Source organism: Prescottella defluvii, assembly GCF_000738775.1.
GTDB lineage: Bacteria > Actinomycetota > Actinomycetes > Mycobacteriales > Mycobacteriaceae > Prescottella > Prescottella defluvii.
Map to the genome: position 1 here is coordinate 49,395 of NZ_JPOC01000066.1, position 19,098 is coordinate 68,492.

Annotated in this window: 16 protein-coding genes; 12 read left to right on the forward strand and 4 right to left on the reverse strand. The window is 66.9% G+C overall.

What is annotated here, in order from left to right:
* The first annotated feature begins 178 nt into the window (after nt 1-178).
* From IJ15_RS0121030 to IJ15_RS0121070, 9 genes are read left to right on the forward strand one after another with little or no spacing between them, the layout of a single operon-like run.
* A complete protein-coding gene (locus tag IJ15_RS0121030) occupies nt 179-1,372 on the forward strand; it encodes a Rieske 2Fe-2S domain-containing protein (protein WP_031940310.1) in 1,194 nt (397 codons plus the stop codon).
* A gap of 41 nt (nt 1,373-1,413) precedes the next feature.
* Nucleotides 1,414-2,427, forward strand: a complete 1,014-nt coding sequence (locus tag IJ15_RS0121035; RefSeq protein ID WP_231569619.1) for an FAD-binding oxidoreductase — start codon at nt 1,414-1,416, stop codon at nt 2,425-2,427.
* A gap of 52 nt (nt 2,428-2,479) precedes the next feature.
* Nucleotides 2,480-3,358: a VOC family protein gene (locus IJ15_RS0121040; RefSeq protein WP_031940312.1), complete on the forward strand. Its 879-nt coding sequence runs from the start codon at nt 2,480-2,482 to the stop codon at nt 3,356-3,358.
* Nucleotides 3,355-4,686, forward strand: coding sequence for an amidase (locus IJ15_RS0121045; protein ID WP_051919356.1), 1,332 nt, complete (start codon nt 3,355-3,357; stop codon nt 4,684-4,686). Before IJ15_RS0121040 ends, IJ15_RS0121045 begins: the two co-directional genes overlap by 4 nt.
* Entirely contained in the window at nt 4,679-6,013 is a 1,335-nt protein-coding gene (locus IJ15_RS0121050; protein ID WP_031940314.1) for a zinc-binding metallopeptidase family protein, read from the forward strand. Before IJ15_RS0121045 ends, IJ15_RS0121050 begins: the two co-directional genes overlap by 8 nt.
* Entirely contained in the window at nt 6,010-6,765 is a 756-nt protein-coding gene (locus IJ15_RS0121055) for an aspartate/glutamate racemase family protein (RefSeq protein WP_031940315.1), read from the forward strand. Before IJ15_RS0121050 ends, IJ15_RS0121055 begins: the two co-directional genes overlap by 4 nt.
* A gap of 8 nt (nt 6,766-6,773) precedes the next feature.
* Nucleotides 6,774-7,634, forward strand: coding sequence for an alpha/beta fold hydrolase (locus IJ15_RS0121060; protein WP_031940316.1), 861 nt, complete (start codon nt 6,774-6,776; stop codon nt 7,632-7,634).
* A complete protein-coding gene (locus IJ15_RS0121065; protein WP_031940317.1) occupies nt 7,631-9,187 on the forward strand; it encodes a flavin-containing monooxygenase in 1,557 nt (518 codons plus the stop codon). Before IJ15_RS0121060 ends, IJ15_RS0121065 begins: the two co-directional genes overlap by 4 nt.
* A 60-nt stretch (nt 9,188-9,247) precedes the next feature.
* On the forward strand, nt 9,248-10,549 hold the full coding sequence (locus IJ15_RS0121070; RefSeq protein ID WP_031940318.1) for an alpha/beta hydrolase family protein: 1,302 nt from the start codon (nt 9,248-9,250) through the stop codon (nt 10,547-10,549).
* 8 nt (nt 10,550-10,557) lie between these two features.
* Here the strand turns inward: IJ15_RS0121070 and rraA are convergent, their stop codons facing one another.
* From rraA to IJ15_RS0121090, 4 genes are all read right to left on the reverse strand, one after another.
* Entirely contained in the window at nt 10,558-11,028 is a 471-nt protein-coding gene (gene rraA / locus IJ15_RS0121075; RefSeq protein ID WP_031940319.1) for a ribonuclease E activity regulator RraA, read from the reverse strand.
* 62 nt (nt 11,029-11,090) lie between these two features.
* Entirely contained in the window at nt 11,091-11,471 is a 381-nt protein-coding gene (locus IJ15_RS0121080) for a DUF5313 family protein (protein ID WP_031940320.1), read from the reverse strand.
* 87 nt (nt 11,472-11,558) lie between these two features.
* Nucleotides 11,559-13,058 carry an MFS transporter gene (locus IJ15_RS0121085; protein ID WP_031940321.1) on the reverse strand — a complete coding sequence of 500 codons (1,500 nt, stop codon included), beginning with the start codon at nt 13,056-13,058 and terminating at the stop codon, nt 11,559-11,561.
* Nucleotides 13,059-13,338: 280 nt separating this feature from the next.
* Nucleotides 13,339-13,950 (reverse strand): TetR/AcrR family transcriptional regulator, encoded by a 612-nt coding sequence (locus IJ15_RS0121090; RefSeq protein WP_051919360.1) that lies wholly within the window; start codon nt 13,948-13,950, stop codon nt 13,339-13,341.
* Between the two features lie 96 nt (nt 13,951-14,046).
* On the opposite strand from IJ15_RS0121090, the gene IJ15_RS0121095 reads away from it, so the two are divergent.
* From IJ15_RS0121095 to IJ15_RS0121105, 3 genes are all read left to right on the forward strand, one after another.
* Nucleotides 14,047-14,862, forward strand: a complete 816-nt coding sequence (locus IJ15_RS0121095) for a TauD/TfdA dioxygenase family protein (protein ID WP_031940323.1) — start codon at nt 14,047-14,049, stop codon at nt 14,860-14,862.
* A gap of 81 nt (nt 14,863-14,943) precedes the next feature.
* A complete protein-coding gene (locus IJ15_RS0121100) occupies nt 14,944-17,247 on the forward strand; it encodes an arylsulfatase (protein ID WP_231569620.1) in 2,304 nt (767 codons plus the stop codon).
* 232 nt (nt 17,248-17,479) lie between these two features.
* On the forward strand, nt 17,480-19,090 hold the full coding sequence (locus tag IJ15_RS0121105) for an ABC transporter substrate-binding protein (RefSeq protein ID WP_031940325.1): 1,611 nt from the start codon (nt 17,480-17,482) through the stop codon (nt 19,088-19,090).
* Nucleotides 19,091-19,098 lie beyond the last annotated feature (8 nt).

Sequence of the window (19,098 nt, forward strand, 5' to 3'; positions counted from 1 at the left end):
TCATGGATGATCCATAGAAATTCTATTGACAGTCCATGGATAGCTGATACTGTGACTCGCAACACCGAGGGTGTTTCGACTTCTGAGAACGTCCGGCCCACAGCCCGGGCCTTTGCGCAGCTGCCAGATCCACGCTGCTGAACAGCCAATTCATCCAGACCACACGGAGGTCTCTTCCATGACTACGTCGTCTCACAGCGGCTCGTCTGCCGGCGTCACCCGGCAGTACGCGCCCTACGTCAAGGCCGACTGGGGCTACGCCAACCACTGGTACCCCGCGTTGATGTCCCACGAACTCGAGGACGGCACCGTCAAGGGCATCACCATCGGTGGCCACGACATCGCGGTGCGCCGTTCGGCCGGCAAGGCGTACGCGATCGCGGATCGCTGCATCCATCGCGGTGTGAAGCTGTCCGCTAAGCCGATGTGCCTGTCGGAGGGCACCATCACGTGCTGGTACCACGGCTTCACGTACGGCCTCGACGACGGCACGCTCACCACGATCGTCGGCAATCCCGACGACTCGCTCATCGGCAACGCCGGCATCCGCACGTACCCCGCCGAGGAAGTCAACGGGATCATCTACGTGTTCGTCGGGGACGAGGACTACGGCACGCCGCCGCCGCTCAGCAGCGACCTGCCGGCTCGGGTCACCAACGACCCCAACGACAATCCCGTCCCGCACCTGCTGGACGAGGGCATCGTCATCCGGGGTATCCACCGCAAGCTCGTCGGCAACTGGCGTCTCGCGGCGGAGAACGGCCTCGACCCGGGCCACTTGCTCGTGCACTGGGACAACCAGATCCTGGTGGCGCTGGATCGGGTCCTGCCGCTCGGCGTCAACGCACTCACGGACTCGGCCACCGAGGAGATCGACATCCCGGACGGTCCCAAGGGCGTGATGAACCGCTACGACCGCCCGGACCTCTACAAGCCGGTCGTCGACAACCCCAAGGTCAACATGAAGGCCCGCGGCACGGTGCCGCACTACTTCCGCACCTCGCTCTGGGTGCCGGGCGTCCTGATGGTCGAGCACTGGCCCATCACCGACGTCGTCCAGTACGAGTTCTACGTGCCGATCGACGACCACCACCACGAGTACTGGGAGATCATCGCCACTCGCGCGACCACGGACGAGGACATCGCGGAGTTCAACTTCAAGTACGACAACTTCATGTTGCCGCTGGCGCTCGAGGGCTTCAACAACAGCGACGTCTTCGCTCGCGAGGCGACCGAGGAGCACTACACCCGATTCGACGGATGGAACAACGAGATGCTCTGCGACATGGACTATTCCATCATCGCGTGGCGCAAGATGGCGGCGCGTTACCCGCGCGGATTCTTCGAGTCGCCCTTCCAGGACGAGGCCTGACCTTGTCCATCGCCCCGACCGACGCTATTCCGGAGTGCGCAGTGACCACGAACAACGTCCACCTCAAGTTCACGGACGGAACCAAGATAGTTCCGGTGCCGGCCGGCACCACGATCCTCGAAGCAGCGAACGCGGCCGGTGTCCGACTGGTGAGTCAGTGCACGATCGGTACCTGCGGAACCTGCGTCGGTCGGGTCGCGTGCGGCGAAGTGGTGATGCCCGAGGGGCGTGTCTACTCGTTGCGTCAGGACGAGATGGCCGCCGGACATCGACTGCTGTGCCAGTCGCACGCGTTCGCGGACTCCGAGGTGGAACTGGACTACCCGGCGTCGATGCTCGACGAGTACCCGGTGGTCGCGACCACCGCCAAGGCGGGTGCCATCACCTGGCTCGGCGAGACCGTCGTCGAGTTGCAGCTCAAACTCCCCAAGCCGGTGCGTTTCTCGTTCCGGGCAGGGCAGTACGTGCGGATGCGGGTCCCCGGTACCGACGAGTGGCGCTCCTACTCGATGGCATCCGGTGAGCGGGACCGGAAGAACTTGACGTTCACCATCAGGGTGCTCTCCTCCGGTGCGATGTCGGACTACCTCCGCAGCGCAGCCGCCATCGGCGACCAGATCGATATCGAGGGACCCATCGGAGGATTCGGGCTCGCCGACGATCCGGGGCCGACCCTGATGATCGCCGGCGGCACCGGCCTGGCACCGATGCTGTCGATGCTCGAGACGTTGCAGACCGCTCGCGGTGATCACCCGATCCGCCTCGTCTTCGGCTGCACTCGCGGGGCCGACCTGTTCCATCTGGACGAACTCGCCGCGCGCCGGAGCTTCATGCGGAACCTGGAGACCCGGGTCGTCGTCGACGAACCCGTCGGGATCCCCGACGTCCTGGTCGGCAACCCGGTCAGCGTCCTGACCGCCGACGACGTCGCGGACCCGCAGACGTCCGCGTACCTGTGCGGGCCGTCGGCGATGCTGCAGGCCGCCGAGGAGCGGCTGCTCGAACTCGGAATGCCGGCGGAGCGCATCCATGCCGAGCAGTTCCTTCCCAGCTAGATCGCGATCGCACCACGCCCGGCGTCGTGCGACTTCCGAACAGAGGCAAGAGATGACTATTTCCCGTCTGGGGGCGCTGAGCGTCGATGTCGCCGACCTCGATTCCTGGCGCCACGTGTTGGTGGACCTGTTGGGGCTGCACGCCCGCCCCCGCGAATCGGATCGGGATCCGCTGTTGATCCGAATCGACGACCACCATCACCGGATCGCGCTGTACCCCGCGTCGGAGGACCGGATCCGGTCCATCACCTGGGAGGCCGACAGCCCTGAGGATCTCCGGGTCCTCGCCGATCGGGTTGCGGCTGAGGGGATCACGGTCGAGTGGATCTCGACCGGCCCTGTCGAGGAGCGGTTGGCCGTCGAGGCCTTCCGGTTCGTCGATGCGGACGGTTTCCCCAACGAGGTGTGCTTCGGCCCGACGATCGACCACACGCCGCTGGGCGCCGGCGGGGTGATCAGCGGCTTCGTCACCGGGCAGTTGGGTCTCGGGCATGTGGTGCTCATGTGCAAGGACTATCCGGCGGCCGTGGACTTCTACACCCGGGTCCTGGGGTTCCGTCTCACCGACTACATCGTCTGGGACGGCGCCGATGCGACGTTCCTGCACTGCAATTCGCGACACCACAGTCTCGCCCTGATGAACGAGTGTTTCTCGTTCACTGGAGGGGACTTCAACCACCTGATGATCGAGGCGGCGTCGCTCGACGACGTGGGCCGGGCCTACGACATCATCAACGCCGCCGGCATCGACCTGCAGATGACGTTCGGCCGGCACACCAACGACGGGGTCACGTCGTTCTACATGCGCACACCGTCCGGGTTCGCGATCGAGATCGGGTACGGCGGCGAGCTCGTCGACTCCGACGAGTGGGAGGTCAAGACCTTCCGTTCACCGTCCCGGTGGGGCCACGAACCGCAAAAGGCCGGGTGATCGCGTTGTCCGGTATCACCTCGCCCATCGCGGGCATCCTGACCGACGAGAACCGGAGCGTGTCGGCGGTCGAACACTGCCTGGCACGGATCACGGAGCGCGACGAGACGATCAAGGCGTGGGCGCACCTCGACCCCGACCTTGCGCTGGAACAGGCGTCGGCGCGCGACTTGGAGCAACGCCGCTCACCGTTGCACGGAATTCCGTTCGGGCTCAAGGACATCATCGAGACCGGGGACCAACCCACCGGGTACGGCTCCGAGCTGTGGACGGGACACCGACCGGAGAACGATGCCGAAGTCGTTCGGCGCCTTCGCCGCGGCGGCGCGGTGATCCTGGGCAAGACGACCACCACCGAGTTCGCCACCTACCGGCCGACCGAGACGCGCAACCCGCACCACCTCGGGCACACCCCCGGTGGCTCGTCGAGCGGATCCGCGGCGGCCGTCGCCGACGGACAGGTGCCGTTGGCGTTGGGCACCCAGACCGCGGGGTCGGTGCTCCGGCCGGGCTCGTTCTGCGGAGTGTTCACGCTCAAGCCCACGTATGGGCGCTGGCCTTTCGACGGCGTCCTTCCTGTCGCACTCACATTCGACACGGTCGGGGCGTTCGCACGCCATCCCGCGTGGCTGGGCGCGGTCGACGAATCCCTCGCCACCGACGGCACCGCGCCGCCACCGGTCGCGACGCTGGCCCCGCTGCGGAAACTGCGGGTCGGAGTGTTGCGGCCGCCGTGGGAGGACCGCGCGACTCCGGCGGCCGCTGTGCTGCTCGAGGAGTTCGTCTCCTGCCTGCGCGACGTGGTCGCCGACGTCGTCGACGTCGAGGTTCCGAGCGACCTGGCCGCACTCGACGACGCGCACACGCTGCTAATGGCGGCCGAGGCGTCCGCCGCGCTGGCCGAGCGTATCCACCGGCCGTATCCGGGCCGGATCAGCGAGCAACTGCACTTGTTCCTGCAGACCGGTCGGCAGGCCCCGGCCAGCGGGATCCAGCATGCCCGCACGGTGCTGCGGCGAGCGCGGGCGTTCGTGGATCGCGCGTTCGCCGAGGTCGACCTGCTGGTGACGTTGGCGGCGCCCGGTGAGGCGCCGACCATCGAGGCCGGCACGGGTGACCCCGTCTTCAACAAGCTGGCGAGCGTGAGCGGATGCCCCGCCGTCGGCCTCCCCGCCGGCCGCGGTGTGCACGGCCTGCCGCTCGGTATCCAGCTGGTGGCACCCGCGCACGCAGACCAGGCGTTGGTGCGGGTGGCGACCTGTCTGACCGACCGTGTGGGTCTGGCCTGGCGCCCCGGTGTATCGGAGGAGGAGACCAGCGATGACTGACGCATCAGCGACCAGGCCGCTGCCGCTCGACGATACTCGGCGTGAGATGTACGAGGCCGTGTGCGCGAGGCTGGACGCGGGCCGTTTCCGCGACCTGCTCGTCGACCTGGTCGACATTCACAGTCCGACGGGCCGCGAGCGGGCCGCGTCGGAGTTCATGGCCACCCACCTACGGGATCGGGTCGGTATCGACGCTCGATACCAGCCGATCTCCGAGCACACCGGGAACGCGATCGGCGAGCTGCGCGGTTCCGGTGGCGGCAGCCGGCTGCTGCTCTATGCGCCTATCGACACCCACATCGACCCCGAGTCGGACGTCCCGTGGGTCGGGAAGGCGCTGCGCGCCGACATGATTCCCGAGGCGCGGGTGGACGGCGACCTCGTCGTCGGGCTCGGCGCCTCGAACCCGAAGTGCATGGTCGCCGGGCTCACCGAGGTCATGCACGCCGTCGTGGACGCCGACGTGCCCCTGACCGGCGACCTGGCGATCGGGTTCGCGGGCGGTGGCATGCCCGTGACGATGAGTGACCGTGATCAGGTCGGTATGAGCAGCGGCGTGTTCCACATGCTCACCCACGGCATGGCGCCAGACCACGCAGTCGTGCTCAAGCCCTGGTGGGCGGTGTACCCCGAGGAGCCGGGCATGTGCTGGTTCAAGGTATCGGTGCGTGGAACCTTCGGATACGCCGGAATCACCCGGGGCACAGCGGGATTCCGCTCCTCGATCGTGCCGGCAGCGACCGTGGTCCAGGAGATCGAGGCGTGGCTGCCTGAATACACCGCACGCAACACGTCCGGATCGACCGTGCCCGAGGGCTGGATCTCCGCGGTGCGGTCGGGGAACCCGGACAAGCCGGCCTTCCCGTCGGCGACGACGGAGATCTACCTCGACGTCCGGGTCAACCCGCGGGTGACGCCCGGCGATGTCCGGCACCAGTTCGCGCAGTTGATCGACGGCATCCGTGGGCGGCACCCGGAGTTCGATGTCGACTGGGAGATGTACGGGTCGTTGCCCGGCGGCACGACCGACCCGGAGAACTGGATCATCCAGTCGTGCCGCCGCGGCTGGGAGGAAGTCGAGCAGCGTCCGTACACAACGACGCCGCTGCTCGGCGGACAGACCGACGGGACGCTGATCCGTCGTCTCGGAATACCTTGCGCCCGAATTGGTTACCCGTGGCCACCCACCACCGCCCCGGCGGAACTGAACGAGGGTTTGGGCGGCATGGGTGTCGCATCGGTGTCAGACGTGATGATGGCGACCCGCGCGGTCGCGTATGCCGTCGTCGACACCCTCACCCGCACCAGAGAGGAACTCGACCTGTGAACCGTGTACTCAACATCGTGCCCGTCCCTGTCCCACCAGAAGCGTTGGACGCCTTCGCCACCCAGCTGTCGGGCGAGTTCGTGCACCCCGCCTTCGAGAACGTCTTCGTCTCCGCCCGGGCGGGCGGCGGTGCGCTCGACAGCGCATACGAGACGACCCTGGCCGATGCCTTCGTCCTCGACGCCGGGTGCCGTGCGCAGGAGCAGGGATACGTGGGGGTGTGCGTCAACTCGATGAGCGATTCCGCGCTCGCGGCGCTGCGCTCGCGGTTGACGATTCCGGTCGTCGCACCGAGCCAGGCCACCATGTTGCTCGCGTGCCTGCTGGGCAAGCGGTTCTCGGTGGTCACGATGTGGCCGCAGTGGCACGAGCTGTATCACAAGGCCGCCCGCGAGAACGGGATCGCCGGTCGCCTGGCCTCGGTGCGTGACATCGGTGTCCGGCCCGACGCGGCGGAGTTGCTCGCCGGCAAGGAAGACTTCGTGTTCTCCGCGCTCGAACGGGAGGCCCGGGCGGCCGTGGCGGAGGACGGGGCGGACGTGATCGTGCTCGGCTCGACGACGATGCACCAGAGCCACGCGTACCTGTCGTCGGTACTCGACGTCCCGGTCCTCAATCCCGGTGTCGTCGCCTACAAGATGTGCGAAATGCTCGTGCAGACCGGACTCTCGCACAGCAAGCGTGCCTACCCCTCGCCCGAACGCCCGCAGGACGACCTGCTGTCGGCGGTGGCGTCCGTCTTCCAGAGCTAGGAATCTCCATGACAACCGAGATCAATCCCGAGATCGGGCGCACCCTGCGGACCGGATCCTTCGAGACGAACTACCACGACGTCGGCAGCGGCACTGGGACTCCGGTACTGCTCCTGCACGGTTCGGGCGCCGGCGTGTCGGCGTGGGCCAACTGGCGAGGTCTGATTCCCGTTCTGTCAGAACAGTTCCGGGTGATCGCACCGGACCTGGTGGGGTTCGGCTACACGTCGCTTCCCGACCCCGTCCGCTTCGAGATCTTCGACACCTGGATCGACCAGATCCTGTCGCTGCTCGACGGTCTGGGCATCGAGAAGGTGCACGTGGTCGGGAACTCCTTCGGCGGCGGGCTGGCCCTGCACCTGGCCACTCGGCACCCGGAGCGGCTCGACCGGATCGTGCTGATGGGCGCCGGCGGCGTGAAGTTCGACTTCACCCCCGAACTCGACGCGCTGTGGGGATACACGCCGTCCGTGGAGAACATGAAGAAGATCATGGACATCATGGCGTACGACCGGTCTCTGGTCACCGACGAACTGGCCGAGCTGCGCTACCGTGCGACGATCCGGCCGGGCGCGCAGGAAGCCTTCGAGCAGGTGTTCCCGGAGCCTCGGCAGCGGTGGCTGGACGCCCAGATCGTGCCCGACGAGGACCTCGCCAAGATCGCCCACGAAGTGCTGATCCTGCACGGCCGCGAAGACCGGGTGGTCCCCGTGGCGGCGTCGCAGCGCATGTTCGACACTATCCCGAACTCGCAGCTGCACGTGTTCGGCAAGTGCGGGCACTGGACCCAGATCGAGCATGCGGCACGCTTCCAGCATCTCGTGAGCCAGTTCCTCGGTGAGGCGCTCGCGCCGGGGGTGCGAGCGTGACACGCGGCCGGTTACCCTGCGGATCCGCCGGGGATCCCCTCGCGATCGCCATCATCGGCGCCGGCGTCGCCGGGCTGTGTTCGGCGAAGGTGTTGAAACAGTTCGGGTTCGACGTCGTCGTGTTCGACCGGACCCCCGACGTGGGCGGCGTGTGGAGCGTGACCCGGCGCTATCCGGGGGTGACGACCCAGAACAACAAGGGCACGTATGCGTTCTCGGACTTCCCGATGCCGCGCGAGTACCCGGAGTGGCCGAGCGGTGAGCAGGTGCAGCGGTACCTCGCCGCGTACGCCGACCACTTCGAGTTGGGGCCGCACCTGCGGCTCGGCACCGAGGTGACCGAGGCCGTCCAAGATCCCGACACCGGGCTGTGGTCGATCACCAGCCGTGACGTCGCGACCGGCCGGACGGAGGTGGGCCGATACGACCGCGTCGTGGTCGCGAACGGGATCTTCTGCGATCCGTTCGTGCCCCCGTACCCCGGTGCGGCCGAGTACGAGCAGGCCGGCGGCCGACTCTGTGCGGCGTCGGACTTCCACGAACTCGCCGACGCGGCCGACAAGGACGTCCTGGTCGTCGGTTACGGAAAGTCCGCGTGCGACGTCGCGGAGGCACTCAGCGACGTGTCGGCGACGATGACGGTGGTCGCTCGTGAGGTCACGTGGAAGATGCCGCGCAAGCTCGGAAACGTGCTGAACTACAAGTACGTTCTCCTGACGCGTCTGAGCGAGGGGCTGTTCGAGCACATCGAGCAGCGCGGATTCGGGCGGTTCCTCATCGGCCGGGGCCGATTCCTGCGGAACGCTCTGCTCGGGGCCGTGCAGCGGATCGCGCAGCGTCAACTCCTGCTCGACCGGGCCGGTCTGGTCCCGTCCGGCTCATTCGAACGGATCGTCCGTCATGCGGTGAGCCTCGCGACCGAGCAGTTCTACGAGAAGGTCGTGGCCGGCACGATCGCCGTGCGACGGGGCACCGTGATCACCGCTCTGCACGAGAAAGACGGCCGGCCTGTCGCCGAGCTGTCCGACGGCAGCGTCCTCCCGGCGGACGTCGTCGTCTGTGCAACGGGGTTCGAGCAGCGGGTGCCGTTCATGGCTGACGAGCTCCAGCAGCGCCTCACGGATGCGGAGGGCAACTTCCTCCTCTACCGGCAGATCCTGCCGCTGGACGTGCCGAACCTCTACTTCGTCGGATACGGATCGTCGCTGTTCAGTCCGCTCAGTGCGGAGGCGGCGGCCCTCTGGACGGCGAATCATCTGCTGGGCGGCACCCCGTTACCGCCGCTCGAGCAGCGGCGTGAGTTCGTCCGGACCCGATTGGACTGGATGATCGAACGCAGTGAGGGGAAGCCCGCGCGTGGCACCAACATCATTCCGTTCTCCCTGAGACAGATCGACGAAGTGCTCGACGAGATCGACGCGAATGTGGGACCCCGGACGCGGCTGAGCCAGTGGTTCCTGCCGGCGCGCCCGGCGTCCTACCGGAGGTCGACCCACATCCTGCTGCGGCGCCACGGAATCACCGAGTCGCCCGGGCGGCATACGACCCGCTGATTCCAGGAGTGCCCTGCGATCGGGGTCCGGCGCGGGATACTCGTGCGAGGAGGTGCTGCCGTGGCCGAGTTCAGGGTGCAGGATGACCGGATTGTCCTGAGGCTGTCGCGTTTCGAGCGGATCGCCGGACTGCACGGCGACGTCACCATCCCGTCGGCGCAGGTCCGTTCGGTGGACGTGGTCGCCGATGCGTTCGTCAACATTCGTGGCATGCGGGCGCCGGGTCTCGGTATTCCCCGACGCCTGCGGATCGGGACCTGGCGGGGTGGGGGATCGCGAACCTACGTCGTCGCCCGTGCCGGTGTGCAGGCGGTCCGGGTGCGCACCGTCGGCCGCGCGGCGGGCGCGGAGTTCGACCAGTTGATCGTGTCCACGGCCGACGCGCCGGCGGTCGTGGCCCGGATCCGTGACGTGCTCGACGTGCCCGGGCCGCGGGTGACCGAGCGGGATGTCACGTTCGCGTCGTCGGACGGTACGCGACTCGCCGGCACCCTCACGGTGCCCGCGGGCGCCGAGGCCGGGCCGGTGGCGATCGTCCTCACCGGGTCGGGCCAGATGAATCGCGACGGTGACCACGCGACACTGGCCATCGGGATCAGTCGCGCTCTCGCGGAAGCCTTGGCCCGCAACGGGATCGCATCGCTCCGCTACGACAAGCGCGGCGTCGCGAGATCGGGCGGCGACTACTACGCGACGGGCCTGGCCGACAATGTCGCCGACGCCGCGGCCGCGATCGAATGGCTGTGTGGCTCAGCGGGTTTCGGACGCGACGCGGTCGCGGTGATCGGCCACAGCGAGGGCGCGTGCCTGGCGATGGCACTCGGTGCGGACCGGGCGGTGGATCCGTCGGCGGTGGTGCTGCTCGCGGGCCCCGCGATGACCGGCCGGGAAGTGCTGCTGTGGCAGTCGGGGAAGGCTGCCGACGGGTTGCCGGTGCTCACGCGGGCGATCCTGCGGGTGCTGCGGGTGGACGTGGCCGCCAGGCAGCGTGCGACGCTGGACAGGATCCACCGGACTACCGGCGACGTCGCGCGGATGGGCGGCCGCAGGATCAATGCGCGCTGGCTCCGGGAGTTCCTCGACTTCGACCCGAAACCGCTACTGCAGAAGAATCGTTCGCCGGTGCTCGCGATCACCGGAGCCAAGGATCTGCAGGTCGACCCCGACGACCTGGCGGCGATCGCGGCGCTCGTGCCGGACGAGGTCGACACCGTCCGGGTGCCCGACCTGACGCACCTGCTGCGCCGTGATCCGACGCCCCCGACGCTGCGGGTCTACCGGAAGCTGGTGCGGCAACCGGTGGATCCCGAGGTGCTGTCCCTGGTGGCCGACTGGACCGCCGGCCACCTTCCGCGGCGCTGACGCACCGCCTATCGCACCACGACGCCGTCGTCGTCGCTGTAGACCATTTCGCCCGGGTTGAAGGTGACGCCGCCGAAGGAGACGGGAACGTTCTTCTCGCCGGACCCGGTCTGGGTGCTCTTGCGGGGATTGGTGCCGAGGGCCTTGATGCCGATGTCGAGGGTGCGCAGGATCGCGGAGTCGCGGACGGCGCCGTTGACGATGACGCCGGCCCAGCCGCCCGCGACGCCGCGTCCGGCGATGATGTCGCCGACGAGGGCGGTGTGCACGCTCGCGTCGCCGTCGACGACGAGGACGCCACCGTTGCCTGGTTCGCTCAGGGTCTGCTTGACCAGCAGATTGTCCTGGAAGCACTTGACGGTGGTGATCGGGCCGGAGAAGGCGGCCCGGGCACCGAACTGGATGAACTGGGTGTCGCAGCTGCGAATGTCCGGTCCGATCTCGTCGGCCAGATCGGCGGTCGCTACCTGCTCACTCATGGTGTGGTCCCTTCGTCGGTTCGCGCGTCCACCTTAATTGACCGACCGGTAACTTGTGGACGTCAGCTGCGGCCGTGGCGACGCTCGTAGTCGTCGCGGACCCGGTCGGCGCGACGCTGTGCCTTCTCGGCCACCAGATCGGGGTCCAGGCCGTGACTGTGCAGGCGATGCCGGCGGTACACCTGCATCAACGCGATCGCGAAGTAGACCAGCGGCAGGAACAGCAGCGCCATCATCGCCAGCGGCACCCACACGGGCCCTGGAATGAGCAGGAACAGGGCGAGGATCGGGACGATCGGCAGCGTGAACCGGATCAGGTAGCGAACGGATCCGCCCGGGCCCACCAGATCCCGGCGGACCCAGTCCTGGAACTCGACCGGCAACGTCCGGCCGAGGAGATATCCGACGTACTGCCCGAATGTGGGGCGCTGCGGTGCCGACATGGGTCCAGCCTAGAGCCGAGGGATCACGGACCGGCGCGAACGGTCTCGACCTCGAGACCGTTCGCGCCGGGAGTTCCGAGTGATCGGTCAGTGCATCGACACGGCCGGGGTGCCGGACTCCTCGAGACTCTGCCCGGAGGCCAGACCACCGGTGGCCGGTGTCCGTCCGTGCTTCATCGCCAGCGTGACGGCGATCGCGACGACCGCGGCCACGGCGCAGATGAGGTAGGCGTAGTGGAAGCCTTCCATCGACGGAATCGGCTGTCCGGTCTGAGGATTGAGCATCAGGATGTAGTTGCCGACGATCATGCCGAGGAAGGCGCTGGACAGCGCGCTGACGACCTGTTCGGACGTGAACTTCATCGAGCCGGTGACGGCCTGGGTGTTGGCGGGAACGGCTTCGATGAGCAGGTTGGTCGACGACGAGTAGAAGAATCCGTTCGCGACGCCCATGAAGAATCCGAGCAGGATCGTCATGCCCGCGGTGTCGACCAGACCGGCGCCGACGAGAAGCGAACCGACCAGTGCGCCGACCATGCCGAGCAGCATCGCGAGGCGAGGGGAATGCTTGCGCGCGACCCAACCGGCGAACAACCCGCACGCGGCGGCGGCCAACCCCTGGGGCAGACCGAAGTGGAGCGCGTATCCGACTGCGGAGAACCCGAGCCCGGATTCGTCGTTGCCGGGGATGGACGGTGCGCGCAGCATCTGGGGCAACAGCGCACCGTTGGCGCCGTTGATGACACCGTAGGCGCCGGCGATCGCCAGCGTCATCCACACGCCCGGTCGGGCGAGGAGGGACATCGAGATCAGCGGTTGCGCGATGCGGCGTTCGGCCAGGACGAAGACGACGAGGAGGACGGCACCGGCGACGAACGAGACGGTGCGCAGGTCCTCGTTGTTCGCACCCAGGATGAGGGCGCTGGCGCCGAGGCCCAGGAGCGCGGCACCGAGGTAGTCGACGCGGTGTGCGATCCGGACGGTGGTCTCCGGCACGAGAACGGCGATGGCGGCGATGACGATCGCCGAGTACGCGAGCAGGAACCAGAAGGCGCTCCGGAATCCGAAGGAGTCGATGAGCCAGCCGCCGAGGAGCGGGCCGATCAGTGCCGATGCGCCGATGCCCACACCGATACCGCCGACGCCGAGTGGAACCCAGCGCGACGGAATCAGATCCCGGACCAGCCCGTAGCAGACGACCGACGATGCCAGTCCGCACGCCTGTAGCCCGCGACCGACGAGGAACAGCGGGTAGGAGGTGACCACGGCACACATGAGGGTGCCGAGCAGGAACGTCGCACCCGCGGACAGCAGGACCTTCTTCTTGCCGTACACGTCGGCGAGTTTGCCGATGATCGGGACGACCACGCCACCGACCAGCAGCGGGATGGTCATCACCAGCGTGATCTTGGTGGTCCCGAAGGCGACGGCCATGTCGGTCAGGCCGGGGCTGATGAGAGTGAACTCGAAGGCGACGATCTCCGTCATCAATGCGATCAGCACGATGATCAGGATCGATTGTCTCTTGGAGCGGTTCTCGGTTTCCGCGGACTTCTGACTGGATGGCGACTGCGCGAAACCGGCCATGGCGGCTCCAATTCTGTGTGAAGGCGGTCGAGCTGCCTTGTCGTGGGCGATGCGTGGTCGGATGTTCGCCGTGCAAGAGAGGTGGGCGCGCAGAGAAGAGACACTGAAAAGTGTTGACGGACAGAGTCGTCGACTGCCAACTCGATCTATCAAGTGTTTGCTACGACGGTGGATCGACCGATGCGGGGGAGAGTATCAACCCGCAACTGTGCGGGGAAGGGTTTGCGGGCATCGGCCCGCTCAGTGGGACAGGGCGAACGGTGCTGCCGGGCGCGGCGCGTCAGTTGCGGACGGAAGTGGGTGCCTCGAGAAGCGTGGAAACCGCCTCGACCAGCGCGGCAACGGTCAGGTCGGCGGCGTCGGCGTCGGCCAGTCGTGTCTCCAGGCGGTACTCGAGGTCGGCGAGGGTGCGGATCATCAGTACCTGAACCATGCGGAGTCGTTCCTCACGAACTCCCGGATCCATGTCGACGAGGAGCAGCGCCATCTGCCGCACCACTTCCTTCGAGCCGCTTCCGTGTCGGTCGTCGAACGGTTCGAAGTCGCGACCGCGTCCCAGGTAGCGATCCAGAAAGCGTGCGTAGCAGGATGTTCCGTTGGAGGAGATGACGGCACTGGCCAGGGGGAGCACGTAGGCGCCGGCCAGCTCCCGCGCGCCGGGACTGTCCAACTGTCCGAGCATCCGGTGTCGCTCCGCGTTGAGCGGAAGCAACCGCAGGTCGTACAGCGCCTGGATGAGACCGCTCTTGTCGCCGAAGTGGTACTGGACGGCCGAGTTGTTCCGTTGTTGGGCGCGCTCACCGATCTGACGCATCGACACGTGCTCGACGCCGCGCTCGGCGAACAAGCGCTCGGCGGCGAGCAGGATCTTCGTGCGCGCATCGTCGGTCATGTGACTCATTGTGCCCGAGTGTGTCTCACCCGTTGACGACTCGGGTCGCGAGCCCTACTGTCCGATAAGACACATTGTCTTAGGTAGGAGTTGGCGATGACACCGTCCGTACTGACCGCGCACCGTCTCACCCATGCGCTCGGGGCCGAGGTGACCGGCCTCGATCTGTCCCGGCCGCTCGAGCCCACGGTGGTCAAGGAGCTCCAGGACCTTTTCCACGAGCATCAGGTGCTGTTCATTCGTGATCAAGACATCGACGACGTCGCCCACCGCGACTTCGCGGCAAACTTCGGTCCACTGCAGCATTTCGCCTTCCTTCCGCCGGTATCGGAATCGGTGCCCGAGGTGCACGCGATCGACATCGATCCGTCCAAGCCGAAGACGGCGAACTCGGACATCTGGCACTCGGACGCGACGTTCCTGAGCAACCCGCCCCTCGGGTCGATGCTGCGGGCGGTGATCCTTCCCGAAGTCGGCGGAGACACACTGTGGGCGTCGATGTACGCGGCCTATGACGCGCTTTCGTCGCGTGTGCAGCGACTGCTCGACGGAATGACCGCGGTTCACGACTCGTCCAACTCGACATCGCACGCGCGCAAGGCGGTGAATGCCGACTTCCAGCCGGTCTCCCATCCGGTCGTGCGAACGCATCCGGTCACCGGGCGCAAGGCGCTGTTCGTCAACAAGACCTTCACCACGCGCCTCGACGGACTCACCGACCGTGAGAACGAGACTCTGCTCCCGATGCTGACCGACCACGTTCGTTCTCCGGACTTCCAGGTCCGTTTCAGTTGGACGCCCGGCTCGATCGCTCTGTGGGACAACAGGTGCACGCAGCATTACGCGGTGGCAGACTACGCGCAGCGCCGCCGCATGCACCGAGTCGTGATCGACGGCGACAAGCCTGAGTGACGGCGTGACACCTTTCTACCTCTCGTGAAAGGACCTACTCATTTGACTCTCAATCGCCACTCGATTCCTGTCGTTCGCGAGGTGGACCAGCCTGCGCCTGCCACGTTCATCGAGAACCAGGCCACGAAGTTCCGTCAGGTGGATCCGATCCGGCCTCCCGCGGGAGCACCGAACGTCCTCCTGGTGATGCTCGACGACGTCGGCTTCGGAGCGGCCTCCACGTTCGGTGGGCCGTGCCGGACCTCGACGGCGGACAGGCTGGCGTCGAACGGTTTGAAGTACAGCCGGTTCCACACCACCGCGCTGTGTTCGCCGACGCGCGCCGCCACGTTGACCGGCCGCAATCACCACAGCGTCGGGATGGGGAACATCGCCGAGATCTCGACATCCTCGCCGGGCTACAACGGCATGCGCCCCGCCAGTGCGGCCACCGTCGCGCGGGTGTTGCAGGGCAACGGTTATGCCACCGCAGCCTTCGGGAAGATGCACCAGACACCGCCGTGGGAGAGTACTGCGGCCGGCCCGTTCGATCATTGGCCGCTGCGTGAGGGGTTCGACAAGTTCTACGGTTTCCTCGGCGCCGAGGCGGACCAGTTCGCACCGGTGCTCCACGACGGCTTCACGATGGTCGACCCGCCCCGGACGGCGGCGGAGGGCTACCACCTCTCCGAGGACCTGGTGGATCAGGCGATCCAGTGGATCGAGGGCGTGGACGCGATGGATCCGGACAAGCCCTGGTTCTGCTACCTGCCGTTCGGTGCGGTCCATGCGCCGCTGCAGATCCCGGACTCGTACCAGGGCAGGTACCGCGGCGAGTTCGATCAGGGTTGGGACGCGTTGCGCGAGAGCACGCTGGCGCGGCAGAAGGATCTCGGCGTGGTCGGTCCCGACACGCAACTGGCGCCGTGGACCCCCGGCGTCCCGCGCTGGGACGAGCTGACCGACGTCCAGCAGGCGGTGGCGGCGCGGTTGATGGAGACCTACGCGGCGTTCCTCGAGCACACCGACGACCAGGTCGGACGCATGATCAGCTATCTCGAGGACCGTGCGATGCTCGATGACACGCTGGTGATCTACATGGTCGGCGACAACGGTGCCTCGGCGGAGGGCGGCCTCGACGGGTCGTTCAACTACCTCGCGACGCTCAGTGGATCTCCGCAGTCCCCGGAGGAGATGTTCGAGCGTCTCGACGAGATCGGTACCGAGCACAGCTACGCCCACTATCCGACGGGATGGGCGGTCGCTCTGGACACGCCGTACCAGTGGGCCAAGCAGGTCGCCTCGCACTACGGCGGCACGAGGAACGGTTTGGTGATCCACTGGCCCAACGGGATCGAGGCTCGCGGCGAGGTGCGGAACCAGTGGCACCACTGCGTCGACATCACCCCGACGATCCTGGCGGCGGCGGGCATTCCCAGTCCGACGACGGTCGACGGGGTGCACCAGCAGCCGGTCGAGGGGGTCGCGATGAACTACTCCTTCGACGAGGCCGATGCGTCGGACCGGCACGTCACCCAGTACTTCGAGATCTTCGGCAACCGGGGCATCTACGACCACGGCTGGACCGCGGTGGCGATGCATCGGCGGCCGTGGGAGCTGATGGCGCCGCCGCCCGACTACGCGGACGACGTGTGGGAGCTGTACGACACCTCCGTCGACTGGTCGCAGTCGCAGGATCTGTCGGCGGAGTACCCGCAGAAGCTGGCCGAACTGCAGGAGAAGTTCCTGCTCGAGGGCAGCCGCTATCAGGTCTTCCCCCTGGACGACCGTACGAACACTCGCAATCTCGACCCGGATACCCGGGCACCCCACGTGTTGCGGGGACGTACCGGACTGACGCTGTACCCCCACATGGACGGGATCGGCGAGAAGGCCGCGCCCCGGGTGTTCAGTTGCTCGTACACGATCACCGCGAAGGTCGAGATCGGCGACGATCTCGTGAACGGTGTGCTGATGAGCATCGGTGGCCGTTTCGGTGGCTTCGCGCTGTACGTCGTCGACTCGGTTCCGGCGTTCTGCTACAACCGTTCCGGCCGGTCCTCGACGTACGTCCGGTCACCCCAGGGGCTCGTGAGTGGCATGCAGGACGTCACGGTGGACTTCGCGTACGACGGGGGCCGGCCGGGCAGTGGCGGCCTCTTCACGCTGTCGGTCGACGGAGTTCCGGTGGCCAAGGAGCGGGTGTCGGCGACCACGCCGTTCCAGTTCAGCCTCAACGAGTGTCTCGACATCGGAGTCAGCCGGGGGACGCCGGTCACCGACGAGATCCCGGTCGGCGGGTTCGCGTTCGACGGCAAGCTCCATCATGTCCGACTGGACGTCGAGGCGGCTCGGCCGCGGGAAGAAGCCGGCGAACTCGAGCGGATCGCGCGAGCGACGCAGTAGACGCATTTTCGTTGCCACCGGGCGCGCCGACGATGTCGGGCGCCCGGTGGCTGCATGCAGTGGTCATGAATCAGGCTGCCACGTAGTAGTTTCCGTCCTCGCAATCTGACGGACAAGCCGATCCGACAAAAGCTAGCCAACTGGCTGATTGTGATCTATCTTACTTGCACGGTTGTCAGTGACTCACTCCATTGCGCTGGCCGGCGGCCGGCGAAACACCAAGGCAGGCAACATGACAATGAACAGGCGCCGACGTGCCTTACCGCTGGTTGCGCTCGGGCTGGTCGGCCTCATGACCATCGCCGGCTGCGCGTCCGCAGCATCGGAGGAATCGGGGGACACCCGCGCCATCGATCGGGAGGTGGGCTTCATCGGGGTCGAGGAGGCCGGTGCGCCGGTCGACGGGGGCACCCTGACCTTCGGTTCCTACGTGTTCCCGACCGTGCTGGACCCGACCAAGACCCGGTCGGCGGGATCGGTGGGCGGAACGGAACTCGCCGCCATCTACGACACCCTGGTCAGGTCCGACTACGAGAGCGGTGGTTTCGAACCGCGCCTCGCCGAACGTTTGACGAACAACGACGATTTCACCCAGTTCACGGTCGAACTGCGGGACGGGGCCAAGTTCAGCGACGGGTCGCCGGTCGACTCGGCCGCCGTGAAGTGGAGCATGGAACGGTATATCGCTGCGAATTTCGATCTGGCAGCTACCTTCTCGAATGTGTTGAGCAGTATCGACACCCCGGATCCCAGTACGGTCGTGTTCAATCTCGAGAACTCCTGGAGCCGATTCCCGGTGATGCTGGCGATGGGGCCGGGATACATCGTGGCGCCGAGCTCCGAGGCGGGCGGCGCGTTCAAGCCGATCGGTGCGGGTCCGTTCACCCTCACCAAGTTCGCGCCCAACGAGGAGATCATCATGACTGCCCGGGCGGACTACTTCGGTGGGAAGCCGCATCTGGACGGGCTTCGCTTCGTGCCGACGGCCGGCGCCCAGTCCCAGCTCGATTCTCTCGAGAGCGGGCAGCTCGACATGTCCTACATCCTGCTCGACGAGACCACCATCAAGAACACCCTCGATCGTGGGTATGCCGGATTCCGGGATATCCAGGGCCTCGGCCAGAACGTGATCCTGAATCAGCGTGAGGGGCGGCCGGGGGCCGATCTCCGGGTGCGTCAGGCGGTTGCGTACGGCATCGACCCGGAGATCTTCAATTCCCGCGCCCACAACGGTCTGGGCATCGTGGACTCGAACCTGCTGCCGGCCACCTCCCGGTGGAGCAGCACCGTCGACGGAATCCCGTACGACCCGGAGAAGGCCAAGCAGTTCCTCGCCGAGGCCAAGGCCGACGGCTACGACGGCAAGCTCAAACTGCTCACGCCCACCGAGCAGTTCTCGATGCAGGCGGCGTTGGCGGTCCAGGCGTCGCTGAATGCGATCGGTTTCGACGTGCAGTTGGACACCGTCGGCTCCGCGTCCGACAGTAACCGGCGGGTGTTCGCCGAGCACGACTTCGACGTGGTCCGCAGCGCCTTCGCGTTCCTCGACGACGCCCCGCTGCTCCGACTCCAGGGCAGCATGATGAGCGACTCGAGCAACAACCCACAGGGATACGCCGACGCGCAGATGGACGAGTTGATTCGCGGAGTGCAGACCGCGCTCACCGACGAGGACAAGAACGCCGCACTGAGCAAGGTGCAGCAGCGAATGAACGAGACCATCCCCTATGCCGTGCTCGGCCCGATGTCGGTGCTGACCGCGTGGGACGACAACGTGCACGGTGTCGAGAGGACGGTGGACAACATCTGGTACTTCGACACCGCGTGGCTGTCGAAGAACTGACAAGTAGG

Bases quoted from the DNA above. Each gene is read 5' to 3' on its own strand.
- IJ15_RS0121060 (WP_031940316.1), top strand. From the start codon at position 6,774: ATGACAACCGAGATCAATCCCGAGATCGGGCGCACCCTGCGGACCGGA.
- IJ15_RS0121095 (WP_031940323.1), top strand. From the start codon at position 14,047: ATGACACCGTCCGTACTGACCGCGCACCGTCTCACCCATGCGCTCGGG.
- IJ15_RS0121085 (WP_031940321.1), bottom strand. From the start codon at position 13,058: ATGGCCGGTTTCGCGCAGTCGCCATCCAGTCAGAAGTCCGCGGAAACC.
- IJ15_RS0121090 (WP_051919360.1), bottom strand. From the start codon at position 13,950: ATGACCGACGATGCGCGCACGAAGATCCTGCTCGCCGCCGAGCGCTTG.
- rraA (WP_031940319.1), bottom strand. From the start codon at position 11,028: ATGAGTGAGCAGGTAGCGACCGCCGATCTGGCCGACGAGATCGGACCG.
- IJ15_RS0121050 (WP_031940314.1), top strand. From the start codon at position 4,679: ATGACTGACGCATCAGCGACCAGGCCGCTGCCGCTCGACGATACTCGG.
- IJ15_RS0121040 (WP_031940312.1), top strand. From the start codon at position 2,480: ATGACTATTTCCCGTCTGGGGGCGCTGAGCGTCGATGTCGCCGACCTC.
- IJ15_RS0121105 (WP_031940325.1), top strand. From the start codon at position 17,480: ATGACAATGAACAGGCGCCGACGTGCCTTACCGCTGGTTGCGCTCGGG.
- IJ15_RS0121030 (WP_031940310.1), top strand. From the start codon at position 179: ATGACTACGTCGTCTCACAGCGGCTCGTCTGCCGGCGTCACCCGGCAG.
- IJ15_RS0121080 (WP_031940320.1), bottom strand. From the start codon at position 11,471: ATGTCGGCACCGCAGCGCCCCACATTCGGGCAGTACGTCGGATATCTC.